This window comes from Mesorhizobium sp. M5C.F.Ca.ET.164.01.1.1 (genome assembly GCF_004792125.1).
Taxonomy (GTDB): Bacteria; Pseudomonadota; Alphaproteobacteria; order Rhizobiales; family Rhizobiaceae; genus Mesorhizobium; species Mesorhizobium wenxiniae.
The window spans coordinates 1,962,736-1,981,512 of the sequence record NZ_SRTG01000001.1 but is presented as its reverse complement, the minus strand read 5'-3'; the positions used below and the strand labels follow the sequence as shown (position 1 = coordinate 1,981,512).

Here is an 18,777-nt window from a genome sequence, read left to right as displayed (position 1 = left end):
GCCAAGGTTGCATCGATTTTTCCAGCGCAGGCAAACGCATGAATTTCGCTTCCGACAATTGGGCAGGCGCCCATCCCAGCATCGCCGCGGGCCTGTCCGCCCACGCCGGCGGCTTCTCCACCGCCTATGGCGACGGCGCCCTCGACCAGGCTGTCTATCAGCGCTTCAACGAAATTTTCGAGCGCGAGGTCGCGGTGTTTTTCGTGGCGACCGGCACCGCCGCCAATTCGCTGTCGCTGACCACCTATAACAAATCAGGCGGCATTTCCTTCTGCCATCGAGAGTCGCATGTCATCGAGGATGAATGCGGGGCGCCGGAATACTTTACCGGCGGCTCCCGGCTCTATCCCGTCGACGGTGCGCTGGGCAAGATCGATCCGAACAACCTGGACAGGGCGGTGGGCCGGTTCGCGCCTGAAATCGTCCATTCCGGGCGCCCGATGGCTGTGTCGATCACCCAGTCGACCGAAGTCGGCACCATCTACACACTGAACGAAATTGCCCGGATTTCGGCGATCGCCAAGCATCACAAACTGCCGCTGCACATGGATGGCGCCCGCTTCGCCAATGCGCTGGTCGCGCTCGACACGACGCCGGCGGAGATGACCTGGAAGCGCGGCGTCGACATCCTTTCTTTCGGCGGCACCAAGAACGGCTGCTGGTGCGCCGAGGCTATCGTGCTATTCGATCTCGACCGCGCCAGGGAACTAGCCTTCCTGCGCAAGCGCGCGGCGCAATTGTTCTCGAAATCGCGCTTCGTCGCCGCGCAGTTCGAAGCCTATCTCAAGGACGACCTGTGGCTCGACACGGCCCGGCACGCCAACGCCATGGCAGCGCGCCTTGCAGCACTGATCGAGGATTTCCCGTCGGCACGCCTGGCCTGGCTGCCGCAAGCGAACGAAGTGTTCGCGGTGATGAAAAAGGCCGAGGCTGAACGGGTGCAATTAGCCGGTGCCGCCTTCTACGACTGGCACAGGCCGCATGGCTTCGACGGCCATATCGGCGAGGACGAGGCGCTCTACCGTTTCGTCACCAGCTTTGCGACCACGGCCGAAGAGGTCGACCGCTTTGGCCAGCTAATTGCTGGATAGCGGCACTTATACACCAAAAAGGGCGGCGCCAGGCGCCGCCCTTCGTCCCTGAGGTCGTCTTGCGACGCGGCTTATGCGGCGGTGTTAGCCTCGATCTGCTTGGCCTTTGCCGAAGACGCGGTGATGGCGATCTTGCGGGGCTTCAGCTCCTCGGGAATATTGCGCTTGAGGTCGACGAAGAGCAGGCCGTTCTTCAGCGAGGCGCCGACGACGTCAACGTGGTCGGCAAGCTGGAAGCGGCGCTCAAAGGCCCTGCCGGCGATACCGCGATAGAGCAGTTCGGAGCCTTCGCCATTGCCCTCTTCCTTGCGCTCACCCTTGACAGTCAGGACGTTGCGGTGAGCCTCGATCGAGAGCTCGTCGTCCGAGAAGCCGGCGACCGCCATCGAGATGCGATAGGAATCCTCGCCGGTGCGCTCGATGTTGTAGGGCGGATAGGTCTGCGCACTTTCAGGCTGCGCAAGCGAATCGAGCATGGTGAACAGCCGGTCGAAACCGACGGTCGAACGATAGAGCGGGGAAAAATCAACGTGACGCATAGTGTGTTCTCCTGTTGAGCAACAAGGTTTGCGTATGGCCGGTGCGAAACCCGTGACGGCGTTCCGGATAGGCCAGCGGCCCCGACATTGGCGGCCGCAACAGACATTTGGGGAACACGTGAAAGCATTTCAAGATTTCTCGATGAACGGCAGATGAACCGCGGCTTCGGCGGGCGTTCAGCTAAGTCGCGCTAGACTGGTTCCAGGATCAAGGAACAGGCGGCGGTTACGGCGTCGCGCGTCCTCTCGGACACGCAAACGACGCTGTAACACTTTGATTGCGCATGATTCACAGCGAAAATCGGGTGCGATTTTCCGGGTTATGCGCGAGATACCGCAACGAGGCCGACCGGGTGTAACGTCCCTTCCTCCCGGATCGACGGGGGCCGGAAGCATGCCGCAAGCTGCTTTCGGCCTCACTTGCTGGCTGCCTCGTTCAGCCTCTCCAACGCGTCCGGAATTCCTTTGCTTTTGCTGCATGGGCGTCTATGCCTACCAAAGCTTGCGCCATGCAGGCAGCGACACACAAACGCAGCGCCGAATGACGGACCTTCTTAACGAAATTCCCCTCTTCCGCGAAATTCCCGGCAATCCGCTACCGGAAACTGCGGCCGGTGGTTTCTTCACCACGCGCGACGGCAAGAAGATCCGTTATGGCCTCTTTCCCGCCGTTGCCCGCCCGATGAAGGGCACCGTGGTCGTGCTGACCGGCCGCAACGAGTGCATCGAAAAGTATTTCGAGACCATCCGCAACCTTGCCGACCGCGGCTTTGGCGTTGCGACCCTCGACTGGCGCGGCCAGGGCGGTTCCGATCGGCTGATCAGCGACCGCGAGCGCGGCTATGTCCGGAGCTTCTTCGACTATACCGCCGACCTGGAACAGTTCTTCGAGGAGATCGTGCTGCCCGACTGCCGGGGGCCATATTACATATTGGCCCATTCGGCTGGGGCGGTGATTACGCTGCTTGCTGCGCCGTCGATGGTGAACCGCGTACGGCGCATGGTGCTGATCGCGCCATTCCTGGCCGTGCCTGACCTGCCGGTCTCGACAACCACCGTTCGCCGCCTCTGCTCGCTGTTCTGTCTGCTGGGTCTTGGCAAGCTTTATGCCGCCTGGGGTCCCCGGCCCAGAAGAACCATACCCTTTGCCGCCAACATGGTGACATCGGATCCGGAGCGGTATCGGCGCAACACGCTGATCTACGAAACCTACCCGCAACTGGCGCTCGGCGGTCCGACGATACGCTGGCTGAAAGCGGCGGCGCAGGCTTCCGAGACCATCAGCGACCCCGACTTCATGGCCAGGATCCAGGTACCCTTGCTGGTGATCGCCGCCGGCGCCGACCAGGTCGTCTCGACCAAGGCGGTGGAAACCTACACCAGACGTCTGCGCCTCGGTTCGCTGCTGGTGATCGATGGTGCACGCCATGAAATATTGCAGGAAGCCGACTTCTATCGCGAGCAGTTCTTTGCCGCCTTCGATGCCTTCATCCCGGGAAGCGACGACACGGGCTGATGAGTACCGCACTCCTCCGGACGCGCAAAGAGCGCTTCAAATCATTGAAATCCTTGCCTCGGCTTGAAAAAATGCCTTCCAGGTCGATCGGCCGCCTACACTTGCCGGGCGAAATCCATGATCCAGTTGGTCTCCCAGGTCTTGCCGCCATCCGGTGAAAAAGCCTGCTCCCAGCGCGCCGATTTTTCAGTGATCCGCGACCACAGGAAGCGAACGTGGATATCGCGTCCGTCGAAGACGTCTTCGCACAGGAACGTGCCGACGCCTGCTTCGAAGGTGCCGCGCATCGGAATATCGATGGTCGCCGGGTTGCGGCCGTCGATCCACCAGATCGACCATTGTCTCGTCGCCGGATCGAACGTCCGCAACGTGGCGGCGCGATAGGCCTCGACGGGCAATTCAATCACATTGTCATCGACATTGCCGAGGCCGCCAAGGATCGCGCGCACTTCGCATGTCCCGCCAAACACGTCCCAGTTCGTGTCGTCTTGCAGGCGCTTCTGCAACCTTCGATGGCTGACGTTCCAGCGGCCGAAGAAGAAATCGAAATCGGCCCGCCCGTCTGCTGGAGCATTTTCTGCCGACGCAGCTTCGGAGCGGCTGGCTGTTGACAGTGTCGGCATGTGAATCCCTCCGTGACATCACTTCCATAGCAGAGAGCTGCTGACATCCTCCTGTCAGGAGGGTCGGGGAATCACCGCCCGAACGCTTTTCCACGCTCAGCCACGCAGTGCCGCCATCGCGGCGGCATGAAGCTCCGGCGTTGCCGCAGCCAGGATGTCGCCGCCCCTTTCCGCCGGTCCGCCTTCGAAGGTGGTGACGACGCCACCGGCCTTCTCGATGATCGGGATCAGCGCGACGATATCATAGGGTTTCAAGCCGGGGTCGGCGACGATGTCGACGCTTCCTGCCGCGACCATGGCGAAGGCATAGCAGTCGGTGCCGTAGCGGGCGAGCTGGACCTGCCGCTCGAACAGGTCGTAGCGCAGACGCGCGTCTCCCTTGAACAGTGCCGGCGTGGTGGTGAACAGCGTCGCGTCGGCAAGGCTTGTCGTCTTGCGCGTCGTCAGCCTTCGTGGCCCGCCCGGGCCTTCATAATGGGCACCGGAAGCGTTGGCGTAGAAAAGCTCGCCGGTGAAGGGCTGCGACATCATGCCGGCGACGGCATCGCCGTCGACCGTCAGCCCAACCAATGTTCCCCACACCGGCAGGCCGGAAATGAAGGCGCGCGTGCCGTCGATCGGATCGATCACCCAGACATGCCTGCTGGAAATGTTCTCGCTGCCATGCTCCTCGCCGAGGATGCCGTGATCGGGATATTCCCCTGATATAAGAGCCCGGATGACCCGCTCGGCCTCGCGGTCGGCCTCGGTGACCGGGTCGAAGCTGCTTTGCTCCTTGTTGGCGACCGCGCCTTGGCTGCGGAAGCGCGGCAAGGTTTCGGCTGCGGCGGCATGCGCAATGCGCCGCATGAAATCGATGCTGATGTCCAACTGATTCTCCCGCGTTATAGCGTGCTGGAACCGTCGTTTGCCTGTGGTTTTCCGCCAAAACAAGGGCGTGCGGAACTTTTGCGCATCGTCAACTGTTGCTCGAATGCAACGCTGGCGCCCTCGAAATCCAGTTTCCACATCACAGTGAATTAAAAAAACCGGTCGACGGCTTGACATTTGTGCATCGCACAATAGATTTGTTCTCGGACAGGCTTTCCTGTCCATGCCCTCCTTGGGCGTTTCCTCCCTAGACTTCGACCGTGTCGTGCGAACGACGCGGTCTTTTTTTCGGCGCGGCATCCAGCGGATCGCGCGCCATTCCGACCCGCACGCCGACGCCTTTATATGGCGCAGGACCTGTTCTTTGGCCCAGAATTCCCATGTAAAAATCGATTCATTTTTTTGGCATCATTCGGCGGCAAGCGGCAGATCGATAAAATCGTGATCGGGCATCGCCATCAGGTCGGCCGAGAATTGTGCCAGATCGTCGGCGAGTGCATCGAAGCCGGCGGATTTCTGGAACGTCCGCTCGTTCATGTAAAGCCCGCGATTGACCTCGATCTGCAGTGCATGGAGATGGCGGACGGGGCGGCCATAGTGCTCGGTGATGAAGCCTCCGGCGTAGGGCTTGTTATGGGCGACGGTGTAGCCCATGCCGATCAGCAGGCCGATCGCCGTCTCGGTCAACGCTGCCGAGGCGGACATGCCGAAACGGTCGCCGACGATGAAGTCGGGCCTGACACCGCTGTCGCCGACCCTGATGCTCGCCGGCATCGAGTGGCAATCGATCAGCACGGCAAAGCCGAACCGCGCATGGGTCCTGGTCAAAAGCCGTTTCAGCGTCTCGTGATAAGGCTTGTAGACGGCCTCGATACGCGCGACGGCTTCCGCCAGCGGCAAGCGGCCGGCATAGATGTCGAGCCCTTCTCCCACCAGCTTGGGCACAGTGCCAAGCCCGCCGGCCACGCGCGCCGAGCGGATGTTGCAGAAGGACGGCACGGGTTCGGCGAACATGCGCGGATCGAGTTCCCAGGGTTCCCGGTTGACGTCAAGATAGGCGCGCGGGAAGTTTGCCGCCAGCATCGGCGCGCCGAGCGCGACGGCGCCACCGAACAATTCGTCGACATAGCAATCTTCGGAGCGGCGGATGGCGTTTCGGTCCAGCCTTGCCATGGCCAGGAACCGGTCCGGATAGTGACGGCCGCTATGCGGCGAGTTGAAGAGGAAGGGGACGCGCTGTTCGGCGCCCGACCGGATTTCGAAAGGGGGAACGACCGAAAAATCCTCGGCTGCCGTTTTCAATTTGAACGAACCCGGAAACACCAATGCATCATGGTTGGAAGGTGCCACCTCGCCGCGCGCATGTCCAGCGTTTCGGCGTCCGGACCGCTTTGTTAAATGCGGATCGGGCCCTTTAACGTTCACTTGATGTTTACCGTCACCTCCTCATATACAGGATGGTTAACGGGCTGCCCCACGGCAGTCTCGGACGGGTGATTCGGACGGGATAAGATGGCACGCATTCTACTGGCGGAAGACGATGATGACATGCGCCGGTTCCTCGTCAAGGCGCTGGAGCGTGCCGGCTATCAGGTCAGCGATTTCGACAATGGCGCCAGCGCCTATGAGCGGTTGCGCGAAGAGCCTTTTTCGCTGCTCTTGACCGATATCGTCATGCCGGAGATGGACGGCATAGAACTCGCCCGCCGCGCCACCGAGATCGATCCCGACCTCAAGGTCATGTTTATCACCGGCTTCGCCGCCGTTGCGCTCAATCCTGATTCCAAGGCGCCGAAAGACGCCAAGGTGCTGTCGAAGCCATTCCATCTGCGCGACCTCGTCAACGAGGTCGAAAAGATGCTGCAGGCGGCCTGACGCACTTTCGGCTGCCGGCTTTCGGCGCGTCTCCAGCGGCGCGGCAAGGCGAACCGTTCTTTCCCTTTTCCTCCTATTGACGCGCCGTGGCAAAAATGGTGTATGCGCGGCTTCGGATGGGCGTGTAGCTCAGCGGGAGAGCACTGCATTGACATTGCAGGGGTCACAGGTTCAATCCCTGTCACGCCCACCATCCAGACAATCCACCGTCTCTCGTGCCCCGTAGATTTCCTCGTCTTGCGGGCGCTTTCAGGCTGGGCGGCGTGAATGCCGCATTTTCGAGGATGCCAAAATCGGACGCCTTGATTTTGTAGCCCAGCCAATGCTTCGGCGAGCGATTTTGCATTGGCCATGGCCAAGAGACGGCCGCCCAAACCGTCATGTCTGGTAGCAGCAACCAGCGTCGATTGAGATCAGGCCGCGCCGAGGCGGAGATCGCCCGTCTCAATATGCCGGAGAAACCAGGCATAGGTCTGCTCCAATCCGCTCTGAAGCGAGTATCGCGGGCGCCAGCCCGTGGCAAACAGGCGCGACACGTCCATCAGCTTGCGCGGTGTGCCGTCCGGCTTCGTCGCATCGAATGTGAGCACCGCCTCGGCGCCGACGACGGACAGCATGGTGCGGGCCAGCTCGGCGATGGTGATGTCTTCGCCCGAGCCGACATTGACGTGGCTGTCGCCGGAATAGTTTTTCAGCAGCCAGACCAGAGCGTCGGCGGCGTCGTCGACATGCAGGAACTCGCGCATCGGCGTGCCCGATCCCCAGACCTCCAGGGTTTTGTCGCCGGCGCGCTTGGCCTTGTGCGCCTTGCGCATCAGGGCTGGTACGACATGGCTGGTGGACAGATCGAAATTGTCGCCGGGGCCATAGAGGTTGGTTGGCATCGCCGAGATGTACTCGACACCATATTGGCGCCGATAGGCCTGGCACAGCTTCAGCCCGGCGATTTTGGCGATCGCATACCATTCGTTGGTGGGTTCCAGCGGACCGGTCAGCAAGGCGTCCTCGGAGATCGGCTGCGCCGCAAATTTCGGATAGATGCAGGACGAACCGAGGAACAGTAATTTCTGCACCTCGTTGCGAAAGGCGCTCTCGATGACATTGGTCTGCATGATGAGATTGTCCTGCAGAAAATCGACCGGCAACCTGTTGTTTGCCAGGATACCGCCGACCTTGGCCGCTGCCATCACCACCGCATCCGGCCTGTGGCCAGCCATCCAGCGCCGCACGCCGACCTGGTCCATGAGATCGAGTTCATCGCGGGATGCGATCAGGACCTCGCAGTCCTCGTCCGCCAGCCTGCGCAGGATGGCCGAGCCGACCATGCCGCGATGCCCGGCCACGAAAATGCGCTTGCCCTGAAGGTCGAAATCCATTGGCGTATCCCTATGCAGAACGGCTGCTGTGACCAACGGCGTCGGCGCGCCGGATGGTCCTGCCCTCGGACGCATACCGCATACAGATTTGCCCGGACAAGGCAAATCGGAGAGTTGGACGAACTCTTCTTGTGGTATGGCGGTCAGACACCCGCCACGGCGCACAGGCTCTCCATTCTTGCGACGGCAAGCTCCGGGTCGGCCAGCAACCCGGCCTGGTCGGCAAGGCGGAACACATCGGCGTAATGGCAAATGCCGCGCGCCGATTGCATGCCGCCGACCATCGAAAAATGGTCCTGGTGGCCGTTCAGCCACGCCATAAAGACGATACCGGCCTTGTAGTACTCGGTCGGCGCCTCGAAGATTTTCCGCGACAAAGATACCGTCGGCGCCATCAGCGCGTCATAGCCGGCGCGGTCGCCGTCGGCCAGCCTCGCCAGCGCGGCATTGGCGACCGGCGCGATGGCGTCGAAAATCCCGAGCAGCGCGTGCGAATGTCTTTCGCCATCGCCGGCGATCAGTTCGGGGTAGTTCAAATCGTCGCCGGTGAACATGACGACCCCTTCAGGCAGCCGGTTGCGCAGGGCAACCTCTTTGCCGGCATCGAGCAGCGATATCTTGATCCCCTCGACCCTGCCGGCGTGGCTTTCGATGACGGCGATCACCGTGTCGAGCGCGGTGTCGAAATCAGGGCTGCCCCAATAACCCTTCAGCGCCGGATCGAACATGTCGCCCAGCCAGTGCAGGATGACCTTGCCGGATGCCTGAGACAGGATGCGGTCATAGACGCTGATATAATCGTCGGGACCCTTGGCGACAGCCGCCAGCGCGCGGCTGGCCATCATGATCGCCTTGCCGCCCAGGCCTTCGATGAAACCGAACTGCTCTTGATAGGCCGCGATGACATCGTCGAGCGTCCTGGCGGCGCCTGCCGCCAGATGGTCTGTTCCGGCACCTGAGGCGAGATCGGCGCCCTCGATGGTTCGCGCCTCGGCGATCGAGCGGCGGATCAATTCCCTGGCGTTTGTCCAGTCGAAACCCATGCCGCGCTGCGAAGTATCCATCGCCTCGGCGATACGAAAGCCGAGCCGCCAGAGATGACGGCGGAACGCCATCGTGCGCTCCCAGTCGACCGCTGGATGAGACCACGGATCGGTCATTGCGAGGGGGTCGGCGACGACATGGGCGGCGGCATAGGCGATGCGCGAAAACCGCGCGCCGATCACCGGCTGTGCCGGCTGGCCGACAAGGCGGTAGCGAGTGCTGCGACCGCCCTCCCCGGGCAAGGTGATGTCCATCGATCTCTCCCTTGGTCGCGCTATAAATGGAACGTTCCAATAAATCAAGAACCTTTGTGATTTCTCAGCCCATGCCGCCGAAATGCTGCATCGCCGCGACAAACTCCTTTAAGCGCACCACGTTCAGCCGCTCAGTACCCGTTTTCTAGATTGGGGAAAAATCCTGATTGACTCAAATCCAACCAAGAATTAGAACGTTCCAATAATCTGACCAGAATTACCGGGAGGACGGATCTGGATGGCCAGCAGGCCCAAGGCGACGATACTCGACATTGCCCGTGAGGCGGGCGTGTCCAAATCGACGGTGTCGCTGGTGCTGCAGGGCAGCGATCTTATCCGGCCTGAAACCGCGCTGAGGGTCCGTAAGGCGATCGAAGATGTCGGCTATGTCTACAACCGCGGTGCCGCCAATCTGCGCAAGGCCCATTCCAATGTCATCGGCATGGTCATCAACGATCTCACCAACCCGTTTTTCGCTGAAATGGCGGTCGGCATGGAGCGCGTCTTCCAGTCGGCGGGCATCGTGCCGTTCATCGCCAACACGGCGGAGAACCCGGTGCGCCAGGAAGAAGTGCTGAAATCGCTGATGGAGCAAGGTGTCGCCGGGCTGATCGTGTCGCCGGCGCGCGGCACGGCGCCCGGTGCGTTCCGTCGCATCGAAATGGCGGGCCTTCCGATCGTCTTCACCATGCGCCGCCTTCCCGAAAGCCGCATCCCGGTGATCGCGCCCGACAATCATCGCGGCGCCTGGCTCGCCACCGCCCATCTGATCGGCAAAGGGCATCGCCGGCTGGCGTTCTTTGGCGGCTCATCGGACCTGGTGGTCTATCATGAGCGGCTGGGCGGATTTCGCGAGGCCTGCGAGGCGCTCGGCATCGCCAAGCGCGATACACTGGTCGTTGAAGGCGAAACCAGCCGCAAGGGCGGCATTGCCTGCCTGGAAACAGCCCTCGCCATGGCCGATCCGCCGACCGCGGCGCTGTGCTTCAACGATGCGGTCGCCTTCGGCGTCATGCTGGCGCTGCGCAAGCGCGGCCTCGAGCCCGGCGCGGATTTCGCCGTCGTCGGCTTCGACGACGTCATCGAAGCTCAGCATTACATGCCGGCGCTGACCAGCGTCGCGGTGGATTCGGCAGGCCTCGGCGAGCGCGCCGCCCATGTCATGCTGAAGATGATCCAGTCGCGCACCACGCGCGCCGAGGATCATATCGGCGCCGTCAACCTCGTCGTCAGGGACAGTTGCGGTCCCGATCGTCGTACCGGAATGGGAGACGCGGCATGACGGTCAAATGGGGACTGATCGGCGCGAGCACGATCGCTCGGCAATTCGTTATCAACGCCATCCGCGCGCAACAGAACAGCGAGATCGCGGCGGTGATGAGTTCCAGCCCGGAGCGAGCTACGGCCTATGCCAAGGAGAACGGCATTCCGCTCGCCGTCTCGACGCTCGATGAATTGCTCGGCTCCGACATCGACGCCGTCTACATCTCGACCACCAACGAATTGCATCTCGAACAGGCCCTAGCCGCCATCAGGGCGGGAAAACATGTGTTGTGCGAGAAGCCGCTGGCGCTGACCAGCGCCGATGCGCGCACAATGGTCGCCGCCGCCAAGGCGGCCGGCATCGTGCTCGGCACCAACCATCATCTGCGCAATGCCGGCTCGCACCGGGCGATGCGCGAAGCCATCGCCGCGGGCCGCATCGGCAGACCGATTGCCGCGCGTGTCTTTCACTCCGTCTATCTGCCCGAGAATCTGCAGGGCTGGCGTATCGCCAGGCCGGAAGCCGGCGGCGGTGTGGTGCTCGACATCACCGTGCACGATGCCGATACGCTGCGCTTCGTGCTCGGCGACGATCCGCTCGAGGTTTCGGCGTTCACGCAGGCCGCGGGCATGGCCGGCGGCGGCCTGGAAGATGGCGCCATGTGCATCTGGCGCCTCAGGTCGGGCGTCATCGCCCAGTCGCATGAGGGTTTCACTACCAAATTCGCCGGCACCGGCTTCGAGGTTCATGGCAGCGAAGGCTCCCTGATCGCGAAAAATGTGATGACGCAGAAGCCGATCGGCTCTGTGCTGCTGCGCACTTCACAGGGCGAGGAAGAATTGAGCTTCGACCGCGAAGATCTCTATGTCAGGTCTTTGCGCCAGTTCCATGCGGCGTTCCGTGGCGAAGGCCAGCCGTCGGCCACTGGCGAGGACGGCGTCTGGTCGCTGACATCAGCCGAAGCGGCGTTGCAATCCGCCAAGTCCGGCAAAGCAGTCGCGATCGATCCGAAACTCGGGGGAGCAGGGTGAGCAAGCTCGTTTCCGCAGCGCAAGCCGCCAGCCTGATCAGGGACAGCATGGTCGTTTCCGTGTCGTCGTCGAGCGGTCTCGGCTGCCCGGATGCGGTCCTCGCCGCAATCGGCGAGCGCTTCGACGCGGAAGGCCATCCGAAGAACATCACGACACTGCATCCGATCGCGGCCGGCGACATGTACGGCATTAGGGGTATCGACCATCTGGCCAAGCCCGGCCTGTTGAAGCGCACGCTGTGCGGCTCCTATCCGTCCGGCCCGTCATCTTCGGAGCCGCCGCAGATCTGGAAGATGATCGGCGACAATTCGGTCGCCGCCTATAACGTGCCATCCGGCATATTGTTCGACATGCATCGCGAGGCCGCCGCCAAGCGCCCCGGCGTGCTGACCAAGGTCGGCCTCGACACGTTCGCTGACCCGCGTCACCAGGGCTGCGCCATGAATGCGGCCGCCAGCGAGCCGATCGTTTCGGTGCAGCAGTTCGACGGCGAGGAATGGCTCTATTTCCGTTCGATCGTGCCTGACGTCTCAATCATCCGGGCGACGACGGCCGATGAGCGCGGCAACCTCACCTATGAGCATGAGGGCGCCTATCTCGGCGGGCTGGAACAGGCGCTCGCCGCCCGCAACAATGGCGGCATCGTCATCGCGCAGGTCAAGCGTGTCGTCGAGAACGGCACGCTGAAGCCGCATGACGTGCGGGTTCCCGGTGTGCTGGTCGACCACATCGTGGTCGCGGCCGATCAGTTGCAGACGACATTGACACCCTACGACCCGGCCATCTCGGGCGAGATCTTCCGACCGCTGTCAAGCTTCCGCAACGCCGAAATGAATGTTCAGAAGGTCATTGCCCGCCGCGTCGCCATGGAGCTTGCCGACGGCATGGCGGTCAACATCGGCTTCGGCATCTCGGCCAATGTGCCGCGCATCCTTCTCGAGGAAGGCCAGCACGGCAAGGTCACCTGGGTGATTGAACAGGGCGCGGTCGGTGGCGTGCCGCTGCTCGACTTCAAGTTCGGCTGCTCGTCGAACGCCGACGCCTTCATGCCTTCGCCACACCAGTTCATCTACTTCCAGGCCGGCGGTTTCGACGCGTCGCTGCTGTCCTTCCTGCAGATCGACCGCCACGGCTCGGTTAACGTGTCGAAGCTTTCAGCGAGGCCGCACGTCACCGCCGGCGCCGGCGGCTTCGTCGACATCACCGCTCGGGCGAAGAAGATCGTGTTTTCCGGCTTCTTCAATGCCGGGGCCAAGCTGTCGCTGGCCGATGGCGGCATCCGCATCGACGGGGAAGGCAAGGTCAAGAAGGTGGTCGGCGAGGTTGAGCATATCTCCTTCTCGGGCAAGCGCGCCGTCGCGCAAGGGCAGGACATCACCTATGTCACCGAACGCTGCGTCATGAAGCTGACGCCGGATGGGCTGATGGTGACCGAGCTGGCACCCGGCATCGACCTTCAGCGCGACGTGCTGGCGCAGGCCGAGATCCCGCTCGGTGTCGCCAATGACCTGAAAGTGACGCCGGTCGCGCTCTATCGTGACCGGCCGATCGGACTGTCGCTCAGTGGCGGAGCCTCGCTTGGAGGCACGCATGGCTGAGCGTCTCGTCACCTTTGAAACAGACGGCGCCATCGGCATCGTCACACTGCGCCGGCCGGCGAAATTCAATGCGCTCGACATCCCGATGCTGCGCGCGCTGGATGCCGCGCTCGACGCGGCCGAGGCCGCGGACGGTGTCCGCGTCGTGCTGCTGTGCGGCGAAGGCAAGGGCTTTTGTTCGGGTGGCGATGTCGAAGCGTGGTCGCAAATGAGTGCCGCCGATTTCCAGGTGCAATGGGTGCGCTACGGCCACCGCGTCTTTGACCGGCTGGCGCGGCTGCGGCAACCGACGATGGCCGTTCTGTCCGGCCATGCGCTTGGTGGCGGGCTGGAATTGGCGGTCGCCTGCGACTTCCGCGTCGCCGAGGCGCACATCAAATTAGGCTTCCCGGAAACCTCGATCGGCGTGGTGCCCGGCTGGTCCGGCACGCAGCGCGCGGTGCGCCGTTTCGGTGCGCAGACGGTGCGGCGCATGGCAATCGGCGGCGAGTTGTTCGTGGCGGCCGAAGCACTCGCTCTGGGAATCGTCGACCGGGTGGCCGAATCAGGCAACGCATTCACCGAGGCCAGGGCCTGGGCCGGCAAGATCGCCGAGCGCGGCCCGTTGGCAACCGAGGCCGCCAAGCTGATGATCGCGGTCGCCGAGGGCGAGGAAAGTGCTGCCGCGACAGAGGCGCTGGCCAGCGGCTTCATCGCGCTGACCAGCGATCTCAAGGCTGGTGTCGACGCTTTCAAGACCAAACAGAATCCAGCGTTTTCAAGATCCTAAATGCATGCGGAACCTGGAACTCATATGAAATTGCCCCTCACCATTGCCATGCCCGCCGAGGCGTCCGCGGCGCCCAAGACCTACCGGCTGCTGATCGACGGCAAGTTTGTCGATGCCCGCGACGGCCGGACGCTGGAGCGCAATAGCCCCGGCCACGGCTTCACCGTTTCGCGCTATGCGCAGGCCGGCGAAGCGGAAGTCGAGGCGGCGGTACAGGCCGCGCACAAGGCTTTCGAGACCGGCCCCTGGCCGCGCATGAAGGCCGGCGAACGCGCCGCGATCCTGCTCAAGGCAGCGGACCTGATCGAGGCGCGGCTCGAGGACATCGCCCGGCTCGACGCGCTGGAATCCGGCAAGCCGATCGCCCAGGCGCGCGGCGAGATCGGCGGCGCCGTCGACATCTGGCGCTATGCCGCGGCGCTTGCCCGCACGCTCCATGGCGAAACCTACGCCAATCTCGGCGACGCCATGCTGGGCGTCGTGCTGCGCGAACCGATCGGCGTCGTCTCGATCATCACGCCGTGGAATTTTCCCTTCCTCATCGTCAGCCAGAAACTGCCGTTCGCGCTCGCCGCCGGCTGCACGGCGGTGGTCAAGCCGAGCGAGATGACCTCGGCCTCCACATTCGTGCTCGGCGAGATCCTGATGCAGGCCGGCTTGCCGGATGGCGTTGTCAACATCCTCGCTGGGCTGGGCGCCGCTGTCGGCGCGCCGATGGTCAGCCATCCGCTGGTCGAGATGGTGTCGTTCACCGGCTCCACCCGGGTCGGCAAGATGACCATGGCGTCGGCTGCGAACTCGCTGAAGAAGGTCTCGATGGAGCTCGGCGGCAAGAACGGCCAGATCGTCTTTCCAGATGCCGACCTCGAAGCGGCGGCCGACGCGGCGGTGTTCGGCGGATTTTTCAACGCCGGCGAATGCTGCAACGCCGGCAGCCGGCTGATCGTCCATGTGGCGATCGCCGACGACTTCCTCGGCTCGGTCAAGGCGCTCACGGCACGGGTCATCGTCGGCGATCCGCTCGACGACAGCACCAGGGTCGGCGCGATGATCTCTTCCGAGCACCTTTCCAAGGTCACCGGCTACGTGGCGGCGGCGACAAACGACGGCAGCAGCGTCTATAGCGGCGGCAAGCAGATCGCCTCCAGTGCAGGTCAGTATCTCGACCCGACCATCATCCGCGGCGTCACCGAAGACATGGCCATTGCGCGTGAAGAAGTGTTCGGACCGGTGCTGTCGGTGCTGACGTTTGAATCGATTGAAGAGGCGTTGCGCATCGCCAACAACACGCCCTATGGTCTATCGGCGGGCGTGTGGAGCGCCAGCATCGACACCTGCATGTCGGTGGCGCGGAATGTGCGTTCGGGAACCGTTTGGGTGAACACTTTCATGGAAGGTTATCCCGAGCTGCCTTTCGGAGGCTATAAGCAGTCCGGTCTCGGACGCGAACTCGGCAAGCGCGCCGTCGAGGATTATACCGAGGAAAAGACGATCCAGTTTCATCGCGGTCAGCGCACCGGATGGTGGGTCGGCTGAGTTGGGAAGAACCCGGCGGACAATCGCCGGTCGTGTAGCTGCAACAAGGGAGGAAGTACATGTTGCGCAAATTGCTTATCGGAACGGCTCTCGGGTCGGGTCTTGCGTTCGCGGCTCATGCTCAGGACGTCAAGGAAGTCGAGATGCTGCATTGGTGGACGTCTGGCGGCGAAGCGGCTGCTTTGAACGTGCTCAAGGAGGATCTGGCCAAGCAAGGTTTTGCCTGGAAGGACGTGCCCGTGGCCGGCGGCGGCGGCGACGCCGCCATGACCGCGCTGAAGGCGATGGTCGCAGCCGGCAACTACCCGACCGCCTCCCAGATGCTCGGCTATACCGTGCTCGATTATGCCGCGGCCGGCGTGATGGGCGACCTGACCGAGACGGCGGTAAAGGAAGGCTGGGACAAGTCCGTTCCGGCCGCCCTGCAGAAATTCTCGGTCTATGACGGCAAATGGGTCGCGGCTCCGGTCAACGTCCACTCGGTCAACTGGCTGTGGATCAACAAGGCGGTGATGGACAAGATCGGCGGCACCGAGCCCAAGACCTTCGACGACTTCATCGCGCTGCTCGACAAGGCCAAGGCGGCGGGCGTCATTCCGCTCGCGCTCGGCGGCCAGAACTGGCAGGAAGCCACCATGTTCGACTCGGTGGTGTTGTCGACCGGCGGACCTGAGTTCTACAAGAAGGCCTTCAACGACCTCGACGAGGAGCAGCTGAAGTCCGACACGATGAAGAAATCGTTCGACAACCTCGCCAAGCTCGTCACCTATGTAGACCCGAACTTCTCCGGCCGCGACTGGAATCTCGCCACCGCCATGGTCATCAAGGGCGATGCGTTGGTGCAGGTCATGGGCGACTGGGCCAAGGGCGAATTCAACGCCGCCAAGAAGACCCCGGGCACCGACTTCCTGTGCTACCGCTTCCCGGGCACCGACGGCAGCGTGGTCTACAACTCCGACATGTTCGGCATGTTCGACGTTCCGGAGGACCGTAAGGCCGCCCAGGCCGCCTTGGCCACCGCCACTTTGTCGAAGAGCTTCCAGTCGGCCTTCAACGTCGTCAAAGGCTCGGTCCCGGCCCGCACCGACGTGCCTGACACCGACTTCGACGCTTGCGGTAAGAAGGGCATGGCCGACCTGAAGGCCGCCAACGAAGGCGGCACGCTGTTCGGTTCGCTGGCGCAAGGCTACGGCGCGCCGCCGGCGGTCGCCAATGCCTACAAGGACGTCGTCTCGAAGTTCGTCCACGGCCAGATCAAGACCTCGGACGAGGCCGTGACCCAACTGGTCAGTGCGATCGAAGACGCCAAGTAGGAACCAGGCGTGGAAGAACCTTCCCCGCTCCCGGTGGGGAAGGTTCAACCAAGCCAGGATGATCGGCCTCGCGTCGGAATGCTTATCACCTGGCGCCGGCGATCAACCAACACGCCCCGCCTGGACGGGGCTATCCTTCCCCGCCTGGCGGTGAAGGGACCCGAGAGGGAGGAGCCCATGACTACGGTCGCGACCCAGATCAAGCTGACGCCGGAGCACAATGCGCGTCCGGGTGCCTCCATGCGTTCGCGCCTGCAGGACGCGCTGCCGAAGATCGTACTGGCGCCAAGCTTTGCGATCACCATCGTCTTCGTCTACGGCTTCATCCTGTGGACGGTCTATCTGTCCTTCACCAACTCCAAGACCTTCCCGTCCTATGCCATATCAGGGCCGCGGGCCTATCAGAGGCTGTGGCGCTGGACCTTCGAGAGCGACCCGCCGTCGAGTTGGTACACGTCGATCATCAATATGGGCATTTTCGGCTTTCTCTACATCTTCATCTGCCTGGCGCTCGGCCTGTTCCTGGCGATCCTGCTCGACCAGAAGATCCGCGGCGAAGGCGTGTTGCGACCGATCTATCTCTACCCGATGGCGCTGTCCTTCATCGTCACCGGCGTCGCCTGGAAATGGTTCCTCGATCCCGGCCTCGGGCTTGAGCAGACGCTGCATCAATGGGGCTGGACGAGCTTCCATTTCGACTGGATCAAGAACAAGGATTTCGTCATCTACACCGTGGTGATCGCCGGCGTCTGGCAGGCCTCGGGCTTCGTTATGGCGATGTTCCTGGCCGGCCTGCGCGGCATCGACGGCGAGATCATGAAGGCGGCGCAGATCGACGGCGCCACGACCTTCCAGCTCCATCGCCGCATCGTCATCCCGCTGCTGCGGCCGGTGTTCCTTTCGGCCTTCATCGTGCTCGCCCACCTCGCCATCAAGTCCTACGATCTGGTGGTCGCGCTGACCAGCGGCGGACCCGGCGGCTCGGCCTGGCTGCCCTCGAACTTCATGTACGAGTACACGTTCAAGCGCAACGAAATGGCGGTCGGCTCGGCCAGCGCCGTGATCATGCTGATGACCATCACCGCGATCATCGTGCCTTATCTTTATTCCGAACTCAGGGAGCGGCCGCGATGAGCGTCATTGCCACTCCCGCTCGCCAGAGCACTGGCGGCATCAGCGCCAGGACCATTAACCGCATCGTCATCTACGGGCTCCTGGCGCTGTTCGCGCTGTTTTACCTGATGCCGCTGTTCGTCATGCTGGTGACCTCGTTCAAGACCATGGACGAGATCCAGAACGGCAACATGCTGGCGCTGCCGCAGGCGCCGACCTTCGAGCCATGGCTGAAGGCGTGGGGCGAAACCTGCGTCGGCCTGACCTGCGCCGGTATCAAGGGCTATTTCTGGAATTCCATCAAGATGGTGGTTCCGGCGGTGCTGATCTCGACGCTGCTCGGCGCGCTCAACGGCTATGTCCTGACCAAATGGCGCTTCCGCGGCCACACACTGGTCTTCGGGCTGATGTTGTTTGCCTGCTTCATTCCGTTCCAGTCGGTGCTGTTGCCGATGGCGACGATCCTCGGCAGCCTCGGCCGTTTCGGCGTGACGCTGCGAAACGCCACGGGATTTTCATTCGGCTTGGGCAATCCGACGGTCAACCTGGTCTTTGTCCACGTCGTCTACGGGCTTGGCTTCACCACTTTGTTTTTCCGCAATTATTACGAGGCCTTCCCGACCGAACTGGTCAAGGCGGCACAGGTCGACGGCGCCAGCTTCTTCCAGATTTTCCGGCGCATCATGCTGCCGAATTCGATGCCGATCTTCGTCGTCACCGTCATCTATCAATTCACCAATATCTGGAACGACTTCCTGTTCGCCTCGGCCTATGCCGGCACAGGCGACGCGATGCCGATGACTGTGGCGCTGAACAACGTCGTCAACACCTCGACCGGCGTCGTCGAATACAACGTCAACATGGCGGCGGCGATGATCGCCGCACTGCCGACCCTGCTCGTCTATGTGGTCGCTGGCCGCTATTTCGTGCGCGGCCTGATGGCCGGCGCCGTTAAAGGATAATCG

The 18,777-nt window shown here is 62.6% G+C and carries 17 protein-coding genes and 1 tRNA gene; 12 read left to right on the top strand and 6 right to left on the bottom strand.

Going from position 1 to position 18,777, the window contains the following annotated elements:
• The first annotated feature begins 38 nt into the window (after window positions 1-38).
• Window positions 39-1,091 carry a low specificity L-threonine aldolase gene (locus EN807_RS09845; protein WP_135934775.1) on the top strand — a complete coding sequence of 351 codons (1,053 nt, stop codon included), beginning with the start codon at window positions 39-41 and terminating at the stop codon, window positions 1,089-1,091.
• A gap of 71 nt (window positions 1,092-1,162) precedes the next feature.
• Here the strand turns inward: EN807_RS09845 and EN807_RS09840 are convergent, their stop codons facing one another.
• A complete protein-coding gene (locus EN807_RS09840) occupies window positions 1,163-1,630 on the bottom strand; it encodes an Hsp20 family protein (RefSeq protein WP_127316325.1) in 468 nt (155 codons plus the stop codon).
• A gap of 541 nt (window positions 1,631-2,171) precedes the next feature.
• Here EN807_RS09840 and EN807_RS09835 point away from each other — a divergent pair.
• A complete protein-coding gene (locus EN807_RS09835) occupies window positions 2,172-3,146 on the top strand; it encodes an alpha/beta hydrolase (protein ID WP_135934774.1) in 975 nt (324 codons plus the stop codon).
• A gap of 95 nt (window positions 3,147-3,241) precedes the next feature.
• Here the strand turns inward: EN807_RS09835 and EN807_RS09830 are convergent, their stop codons facing one another.
• From EN807_RS09830 to EN807_RS09820, 3 genes are all read right to left on the bottom strand, one after another.
• The gene (locus EN807_RS09830) at window positions 3,242-3,769 is read right to left on the bottom strand and encodes a DUF1579 domain-containing protein (RefSeq protein ID WP_135934773.1); all 528 of its coding nucleotides are present in this window, start codon (window positions 3,767-3,769) and stop codon (window positions 3,242-3,244) included.
• A 96-nt stretch (window positions 3,770-3,865) separates the two neighbouring features.
• Window positions 3,866-4,639, bottom strand: coding sequence for a histidinol-phosphatase (gene hisN, locus EN807_RS09825; RefSeq protein ID WP_135934772.1), 774 nt, complete (start codon window positions 4,637-4,639; stop codon window positions 3,866-3,868).
• A 408-nt stretch (window positions 4,640-5,047) separates the two neighbouring features.
• Window positions 5,048-5,989 carry an N-formylglutamate amidohydrolase gene (locus EN807_RS09820; protein ID WP_135934771.1) on the bottom strand — a complete coding sequence of 314 codons (942 nt, stop codon included), beginning with the start codon at window positions 5,987-5,989 and terminating at the stop codon, window positions 5,048-5,050.
• A 162-nt stretch (window positions 5,990-6,151) separates the two neighbouring features.
• Between EN807_RS09820 and EN807_RS09815 the strand changes: the two genes are divergently transcribed.
• Both EN807_RS09815 and EN807_RS09810 read left to right on the top strand, forming a co-directional pair.
• Window positions 6,152-6,514, top strand: coding sequence for a response regulator (locus EN807_RS09815; RefSeq protein ID WP_006199474.1), 363 nt, complete (start codon window positions 6,152-6,154; stop codon window positions 6,512-6,514).
• A gap of 118 nt (window positions 6,515-6,632) precedes the next feature.
• Window positions 6,633-6,707 (top strand) — tRNA-Val (locus EN807_RS09810).
• 220 nt (window positions 6,708-6,927) lie between these two features.
• On the opposite strand, the gene EN807_RS09805 is transcribed toward EN807_RS09810, so the two are convergent.
• Both EN807_RS09805 and EN807_RS09800 read right to left on the bottom strand, forming a co-directional pair.
• The gene (locus tag EN807_RS09805) at window positions 6,928-7,890 is read right to left on the bottom strand and encodes a GDP-L-fucose synthase (RefSeq protein WP_135934770.1); all 963 of its coding nucleotides are present in this window, start codon (window positions 7,888-7,890) and stop codon (window positions 6,928-6,930) included.
• Between the two features lie 143 nt (window positions 7,891-8,033).
• On the bottom strand, window positions 8,034-9,188 hold the full coding sequence (locus tag EN807_RS09800) for a dihydrodipicolinate synthase family protein (RefSeq protein ID WP_135934769.1): 1,155 nt from the start codon (window positions 9,186-9,188) through the stop codon (window positions 8,034-8,036).
• 238 nt (window positions 9,189-9,426) lie between these two features.
• Here EN807_RS09800 and EN807_RS09795 point away from each other — a divergent pair, with 238 nt between their 5' ends.
• The 8 genes from EN807_RS09795 (at window position 9,427) to EN807_RS09760 (ending at window position 18,774) form a co-directional block, all read left to right on the top strand.
• The gene (locus tag EN807_RS09795) at window positions 9,427-10,470 is read left to right on the top strand and encodes a LacI family DNA-binding transcriptional regulator (RefSeq protein ID WP_135934768.1); all 1,044 of its coding nucleotides are present in this window, start codon (window positions 9,427-9,429) and stop codon (window positions 10,468-10,470) included.
• Window positions 10,467-11,483: a Gfo/Idh/MocA family oxidoreductase gene (locus EN807_RS09790; protein WP_135934767.1), complete on the top strand. Its 1,017-nt coding sequence runs from the start codon at window positions 10,467-10,469 to the stop codon at window positions 11,481-11,483. The genes EN807_RS09795 and EN807_RS09790 overlap by 4 nt, the downstream gene beginning before the upstream one ends.
• Window positions 11,480-13,081: an acyl CoA:acetate/3-ketoacid CoA transferase gene (locus EN807_RS09785; protein ID WP_135934766.1), complete on the top strand. Its 1,602-nt coding sequence runs from the start codon at window positions 11,480-11,482 to the stop codon at window positions 13,079-13,081. The genes EN807_RS09790 and EN807_RS09785 overlap by 4 nt, the downstream gene beginning before the upstream one ends.
• A complete protein-coding gene (locus tag EN807_RS09780; protein WP_135934765.1) occupies window positions 13,074-13,850 on the top strand; it encodes an enoyl-CoA hydratase/isomerase family protein in 777 nt (258 codons plus the stop codon). The genes EN807_RS09785 and EN807_RS09780 overlap by 8 nt, the downstream gene beginning before the upstream one ends.
• 24 nt (window positions 13,851-13,874) lie before the next feature.
• Window positions 13,875-15,386, top strand: a complete 1,512-nt coding sequence (locus EN807_RS09775; RefSeq protein ID WP_135934764.1) for an aldehyde dehydrogenase family protein — start codon at window positions 13,875-13,877, stop codon at window positions 15,384-15,386.
• Window positions 15,387-15,445: 59 nt separating this feature from the next.
• Window positions 15,446-16,699, top strand: a complete 1,254-nt coding sequence (locus EN807_RS09770) for an ABC transporter substrate-binding protein (protein ID WP_135934763.1) — start codon at window positions 15,446-15,448, stop codon at window positions 16,697-16,699.
• 177 nt (window positions 16,700-16,876) lie between these two features.
• Window positions 16,877-17,833, top strand: coding sequence for a sugar ABC transporter permease (locus EN807_RS09765; RefSeq protein WP_135934762.1), 957 nt, complete (start codon window positions 16,877-16,879; stop codon window positions 17,831-17,833).
• Window positions 17,830-18,774, top strand: a complete 945-nt coding sequence (locus EN807_RS09760) for a carbohydrate ABC transporter permease (protein WP_065007609.1) — start codon at window positions 17,830-17,832, stop codon at window positions 18,772-18,774. Before EN807_RS09765 ends, EN807_RS09760 begins: the two co-directional genes overlap by 4 nt.
• Window positions 18,775-18,777: the final 3 nt, after the last annotated feature.

Bases quoted from the DNA above. Each gene is read 5' to 3' on its own strand.
- EN807_RS09845 (WP_135934775.1), top strand. From the start codon at position 39: ATGAATTTCGCTTCCGACAATTGGGCAGGCGCCCATCCCAGCATCGCC.
- EN807_RS09840 (WP_127316325.1), bottom strand. From the start codon at position 1,630: ATGCGTCACGTTGATTTTTCCCCGCTCTATCGTTCGACCGTCGGTTTC.
- EN807_RS09835 (WP_135934774.1), top strand. From the start codon at position 2,172: ATGACGGACCTTCTTAACGAAATTCCCCTCTTCCGCGAAATTCCCGGC.
- EN807_RS09830 (WP_135934773.1), bottom strand. From the start codon at position 3,769: ATGCCGACACTGTCAACAGCCAGCCGCTCCGAAGCTGCGTCGGCAGAA.
- EN807_RS09815 (WP_006199474.1), top strand. From the start codon at position 6,152: ATGGCACGCATTCTACTGGCGGAAGACGATGATGACATGCGCCGGTTC.
- EN807_RS09805 (WP_135934770.1), bottom strand. From the start codon at position 7,890: ATGGATTTCGACCTTCAGGGCAAGCGCATTTTCGTGGCCGGGCATCGC.
- EN807_RS09800 (WP_135934769.1), bottom strand. From the start codon at position 9,188: ATGGACATCACCTTGCCCGGGGAGGGCGGTCGCAGCACTCGCTACCGC.
- EN807_RS09795 (WP_135934768.1), top strand. From the start codon at position 9,427: ATGGCCAGCAGGCCCAAGGCGACGATACTCGACATTGCCCGTGAGGCG.
- EN807_RS09790 (WP_135934767.1), top strand. From the start codon at position 10,467: ATGACGGTCAAATGGGGACTGATCGGCGCGAGCACGATCGCTCGGCAA.
- EN807_RS09780 (WP_135934765.1), top strand. From the start codon at position 13,074: ATGGCTGAGCGTCTCGTCACCTTTGAAACAGACGGCGCCATCGGCATC.
- EN807_RS09775 (WP_135934764.1), top strand. From the start codon at position 13,875: ATGAAATTGCCCCTCACCATTGCCATGCCCGCCGAGGCGTCCGCGGCG.
- EN807_RS09770 (WP_135934763.1), top strand. From the start codon at position 15,446: ATGTTGCGCAAATTGCTTATCGGAACGGCTCTCGGGTCGGGTCTTGCG.
- EN807_RS09765 (WP_135934762.1), top strand. From the start codon at position 16,877: ATGACTACGGTCGCGACCCAGATCAAGCTGACGCCGGAGCACAATGCG.
- EN807_RS09760 (WP_065007609.1), top strand. From the start codon at position 17,830: ATGAGCGTCATTGCCACTCCCGCTCGCCAGAGCACTGGCGGCATCAGC.